At 71.2% G+C, this 4507-nt stretch carries 5 protein-coding genes; 2 read left to right on the top strand and 3 right to left on the bottom strand.

Annotated elements, in window-relative coordinates:
- The coding region (locus QN357_RS17930; RefSeq protein ID WP_323505299.1) for an NAD-dependent epimerase/dehydratase family protein at positions 1-502 on the top strand (502 nt) is incomplete at its 5' end.
- Here QN357_RS17930 and QN357_RS17925 read toward each other — a convergent pair.
- Positions 438-1895 carry an MDR family MFS transporter gene (locus QN357_RS17925; protein ID WP_323505298.1) on the bottom strand — a complete coding sequence of 486 codons (1458 nt, stop codon included), beginning with the start codon at positions 1893-1895 and terminating at the stop codon, positions 438-440. The genes QN357_RS17930 and QN357_RS17925 overlap by 65 nt on opposite strands.
- 66 nt (positions 1896-1961) lie before the next feature.
- Here QN357_RS17925 and QN357_RS17920 point away from each other — a divergent pair, with 66 nt between their 5' ends.
- On the top strand, positions 1962-2558 hold the full coding sequence (locus QN357_RS17920) for a TetR/AcrR family transcriptional regulator (protein WP_134449023.1): 597 nt from the start codon (positions 1962-1964) through the stop codon (positions 2556-2558).
- On the opposite strand, the gene QN357_RS17915 is transcribed toward QN357_RS17920, so the two are convergent.
- Together QN357_RS17915 and QN357_RS17910 are read right to left on the bottom strand one after the other, a co-directional pair.
- Complete coding sequence (locus tag QN357_RS17915) at positions 2555-3694, bottom strand: sensor histidine kinase (protein WP_134449022.1); 1140 nt, start codon at positions 3692-3694, stop codon at positions 2555-2557. The two genes, QN357_RS17920 and QN357_RS17915, sit on opposite strands and share 4 nt — an antisense overlap.
- The coding region (locus tag QN357_RS17910) for a response regulator transcription factor (RefSeq protein WP_416347631.1) at positions 3691-4507 on the bottom strand (817 nt) is incomplete at its 5' end. The genes QN357_RS17915 and QN357_RS17910, both read right to left, overlap by 4 nt.

Genomic DNA, 4507 nt, shown 5'->3' with positions numbered 1-4507 from the left:
CCTCGCGAGCAGCTGGGCCCGCTCGACGGGCGGGCGCGCGCTCGCCCTCCGGTACCACAACGTCTACGGGCCGGGGATGCCGCAGAACACGCCGTACGCCGGGGTCGCGTCCCTGTTCCGGTCGGCCCTCGAACGCGGAGAGGCACCGCGCGTCTTCGAGGATGGCAGGCAGCGCCGCGACTTCGTGCACGTCGCCGACGTCGCATCCGCCAACCTGGCCGCCCTCGAGCACACCGCGGACGCCCCTGCCGCCCTGTTCCGGGCGTTCAACGTGGGCTCGGGGGTCGTACACTCGATCGGGGACATGGCCGGGGCGCTCAGCCGCGCGGCCGACGGCCCCGACCCCGTCACGACGGGGGAGTACCGGCTCGGTGACGTGCGGCACATCACCGCGTCCTCCGAGCGGCTGCGCACCGAGCTCGGCTGGATGCCCGCCGTCACCTTCGCGGACGGCATGCGCGCCTTCGCGACCGCTCCGCTCCGGGCTGCCGTCCGCCGCTGACGCGTTCCGGAGGGGGTCCCTGCCGGGACGGCAACAGGAACGAGAGCGCGACTCCGAGCCCGGTGAAGCCGACGGCCCACCAGAACGCCTGGTCGAAGGCCGTGGCGAGGTCGGCGCCGCCCACGACCCGGGCGTGCAGGATCACTGCGAGCACGGCGACCCCGAAGGACCCGCCGACCTGGGTCGCGATCCGGGTGATGACGCTCGCGTGCGGGACCTCGGCCCGTTCGAGCCCGACAAACCCGCCTGCCATCAGGGGGATCGTGACCGCCCCGAGTCCGAAACCGCGCACGAGCAACGCGGCCATCAGCATCCACTCGTTCGTCGACGCGGTCGCGACGGCGAACGGGAGCGTTCCGACGCCGACGATCGCGAAGCCGGCCACGGAGACCCAACGGGCACCGAACCGGTCGGTGAGACGACCGGCGGACGACCGGCTGAGGAAGGTCCCCACGCCCTGCGAGATGAGGAGCAGGCCGGCGCCGAGTGGGTCGAAGCCGCGCACCTCCTGCCAGTACAGCGGAAGCAGGAGCATGGCGCCGTAGAGCGAGACGCCGGTCAGGAACAGCAGGGCGGAGGAGGTCGCGAGGGGGCGGTGCGTCAGGAGGCGCACGTCGATGAGGGCTGTGCCCGGGCGCCGGATCGCCCAGGCGACGAATCCTGTGAGGAGGGCAGCGCCGAAGATCAGAGGCAAGACGACGTCGGCACGGCCAAATCCGCCGTCCTTGGCGCCGTTGGAGAGGCCGAAGAGTAGCCAGACGATGCTGGGCGAGAGCAGCAGGAGGCCGACGACGTCGAGCCGCACCGGCCTGGCGGGCTCATCCTTCGGGAGCAGGAGCGTGGCGAGGATGAGCCCGACCACGCAGAACGGGACGTTCACCCAGAACAGCCAGCGCCAGTCGAGGGTGTTCATGATCAGGCCGCCGAGGACGGGACCGAGAATCGGGCCGAGCACAGCGGGCAGGCTCAGCGTCGCCATCACCCGGCCGAGGTTCCGGCCCTGGGCGGCCTGGATCACGAGGGTCGACGACAGCGGCAGGAGTGCGCCGCCGCCGAGGCCCTGCACTATGCGGGAGGCGATCAGGCTCTGCGGGTCCCCGGCGAGGCTGCACAGGACGGACGCGACCAGGAAGAGCGACAGGGCCGCGATCCAGAGGCGCTTCCCACCGATCCGGCTCTGCGCCCAGCCGACAAGCGGGATGGCGACGCCGAGGGCGAGCAGGTAGCCCGTCGTCACCCATTGGATGACGTCGACGGTCGTGTTCAGCTCCGTCGCGAGCGTGCGGAGGGCGATACTGACGATCGTGGTGTCGAACACCACCGCGAGCGCCCCGACGACAACGGCGATCGCGGTCCGCCGCAGGACGGGATCCAACGTCTCCATCTCAGCCATGGCTCCTCATAAGGTACAGTGTGTATCGAATGATTCGAAGCATAGACGAGGAGTTTAGGATACGCAATGTCTCTTAGTGGCCAGGATGACGCCCGCACGCGCCGCCGCGGACCCGCGCTCGAGGGCGCCCTGCTCGACGCGGCGTGGGCCGAGCTGACCGAGCGTGGCTACGAGAGTTTCACGATCGACGCCGTCGCCACCCGCGCAGGGACGAGCCGCGCCGTGCTTTACCGGCGCTGGCCGGGCAAGCCGGAGCTGGCCCGCGCGGCCATCGTCCACGTCGTTGCGCAGGACCCGATCGAGGTGAAGGACACCGGAAGCCTGCGCGGGGACGTGATCGCGCTCCTCCGGCAAGCGAACGAGCGCCGCGTCCGGATCGCGACGCAGCTCGTCGTGTCCCTCGCCGACTACTACCGCGCCACCGGGACGAGCCTGGCCGACCTCCGGGAATCGATCTCCGGTGGCCAGGGCCCGATCATGGACGGCGTGATCGCCCGGGCACTCGAGCGCGGCGAGATCGATGCCTCGAGGCTGACCCCGAGGATCAGGAACCTTCCCGTCGACCTGTTCCGGCACGAGGTCCTGATGACGCACTCCGCCGTGCCGGAGGAGACCATCCTGGAGATCGTCGACACGATCTTCCTCCCGCTCGTGCTGGCCTAGACGGCGACCGCGCGCCGCGGCAGCAACACGTCGAAACGGCATCCGTTCGGCACGTTCTGCACGATCACCTCGCCCTGGTGCGCTGTGACGATGCCCTGCACGATGGCGAGGCCGAGTCCAGCCCCGCCGGGGGTGCGCGGCTCGCTCGCCCGCCAGCCGGCCTCGAACACCCGGTCGATGTCCTGTTCCGGGATGCCGCCTGCCGCGTCCTCGACGGAGATCACGGCCCCGCCGTCCCCCCGTTCGCGCACCGACACCGTGATCGGGCTCCCGGACGGCGAATGCTGGATCGCATTCATCACGAGGTTCCCGACAACGCGGGACAGTTCGCGCGGATCGGCGAGGACCGTCAGCCCCGTCTCGCCGGCGAATCGCAGGTCGAGGGACTTCGCGTGTGCTACGGGTCCGAAGCCCGCGACGGTGTCACTGATCAGGTCGTAGAGCGCGACCGGCTCGAGCGCGAGGCGCAGCGTCCCGGAATGGATCCGCGACAGTTCGAAGAGGTCGTCGACCATCCCGCTCAACCGGTCGACCTGGTCGCGCATCCGCGGGTAATACCGGGCGGGGTCCTCGACCATCCCGTCCTCGAGCGCCTCCGCCATGGCGCGGATGCCGGCGAGCGGCGTCCGCAGGTCGTGCGAGATCCACGCGATCAGTTCGCGCCGGGATTCCTCCACGCGTCGTTCGCGAGCCCGGGACTCGGCGAGGCGGGCCCCCGTCGCGGCGAGTTCCCCGGCGAGGTCGCTGAACTCGGTCGTGCTGTGCCGCGGGGCGGCGGCGTCGCCGTCGGCCGCGACCGATTCGCCGCGGCCGAGGCGTTCGGCCGCGCTGCGCAGGTGCCTGCTGTCGCGCACGAGGGTGCGTCCGAGAAGCGCGGCCATCACGAGCGACACGAGCCCGGCGACTGCGGCGACCGAGTAGAAGACGCCGAGGTCGTGGGTCGAGACGTACATCTGGGTGGCGACCGCCGACATCCCCCCGACGACGGAGACGATCGCCGCGAGGGCGACGAGCATGAGCTGCACCACGAACGAGGACCGCTTCATCATCCGCAGCGCGAGCAGGCCGAGCGCGCCGGTGACGACCGCGCACGCAAGGGCGTTGAGCGCGACGATGACGAGCACCTCGGTCGTCATGAGATCGTCCGGTCTTCTGCGGTCGCGGAATCCGGTGCGCCGCGGCTACCCGACGGGCCGAGCGGGACAGGGTCGAACCGGTAGCCGACGCCCCACACCGTCTGCAACAGCAGCGGATGCGCCGGGTCGGCCTCGATCTTCTCCCGCAGCCTCCGCACGTGCACGGTCACGGTCGAGAGGTCCCCGAATTCCCACCCCCACACCGAGCGGAGCAGGTCCTCCCGGCCGAGGACCGTGTACGGGTGCCGGAGCAGGTAGGAGAGCAGGTCGAACTCGCGCACCGTGAGCACGAGCGGCGTTCCGTGCAGGCGCAGCTCGTGTGCGGCGGTGTCGAGGGTGAAGTCGCCGATCGCGAGCGGCACGGTCGGCGGGCCCGATGCATCGCCCGCGCCCTGCCCGGCCGACTGCGCGGCGGCCTGGGCTGCGGCCTGGCCGGTGCGCCGCAACACGGCCTGCACCCGCAGCACGAGCTCGCGCGGCGAGAACGGCTTGGCGAGGTAGTCGTCCGCACCGGCCTCGAGGCCGTCGATGCGGTCGTCCTCCTGGTTGAGGGCGGTGAGCATGATCACGGGGATGGCCCAGGTGCTGCGCACCCGGCGGCACACCTCGATCCCGTCCAGGAGCGGAAGCATCCGGTCGAGCACCACGAGGTGCGGCCGCTTCTCCTCGGCGAGGCGGAGCGCGCTCAGCCCGTCCGGGGCCTCATCGACCAGGAACCCGGCGGCGCGGAGGTACCGGCAGACGATCTCGAGCACGGTCGGGTCGTCGTCGACCACGAGGATGCGCCGTTCCTCAGGGGGAGCGGGGGGAACC

It is taken from the genome of Cryobacterium sp. RTC2.1, assembly GCF_035018685.1.
In the GTDB taxonomy this organism is placed as follows: domain Bacteria; phylum Actinomycetota; class Actinomycetes; order Actinomycetales; family Microbacteriaceae; genus Cryobacterium; species Cryobacterium glucosi.
Note: the sequence above shows the minus strand (reverse complement) of the source record. Positions and strands in the feature narration are given on the sequence as shown.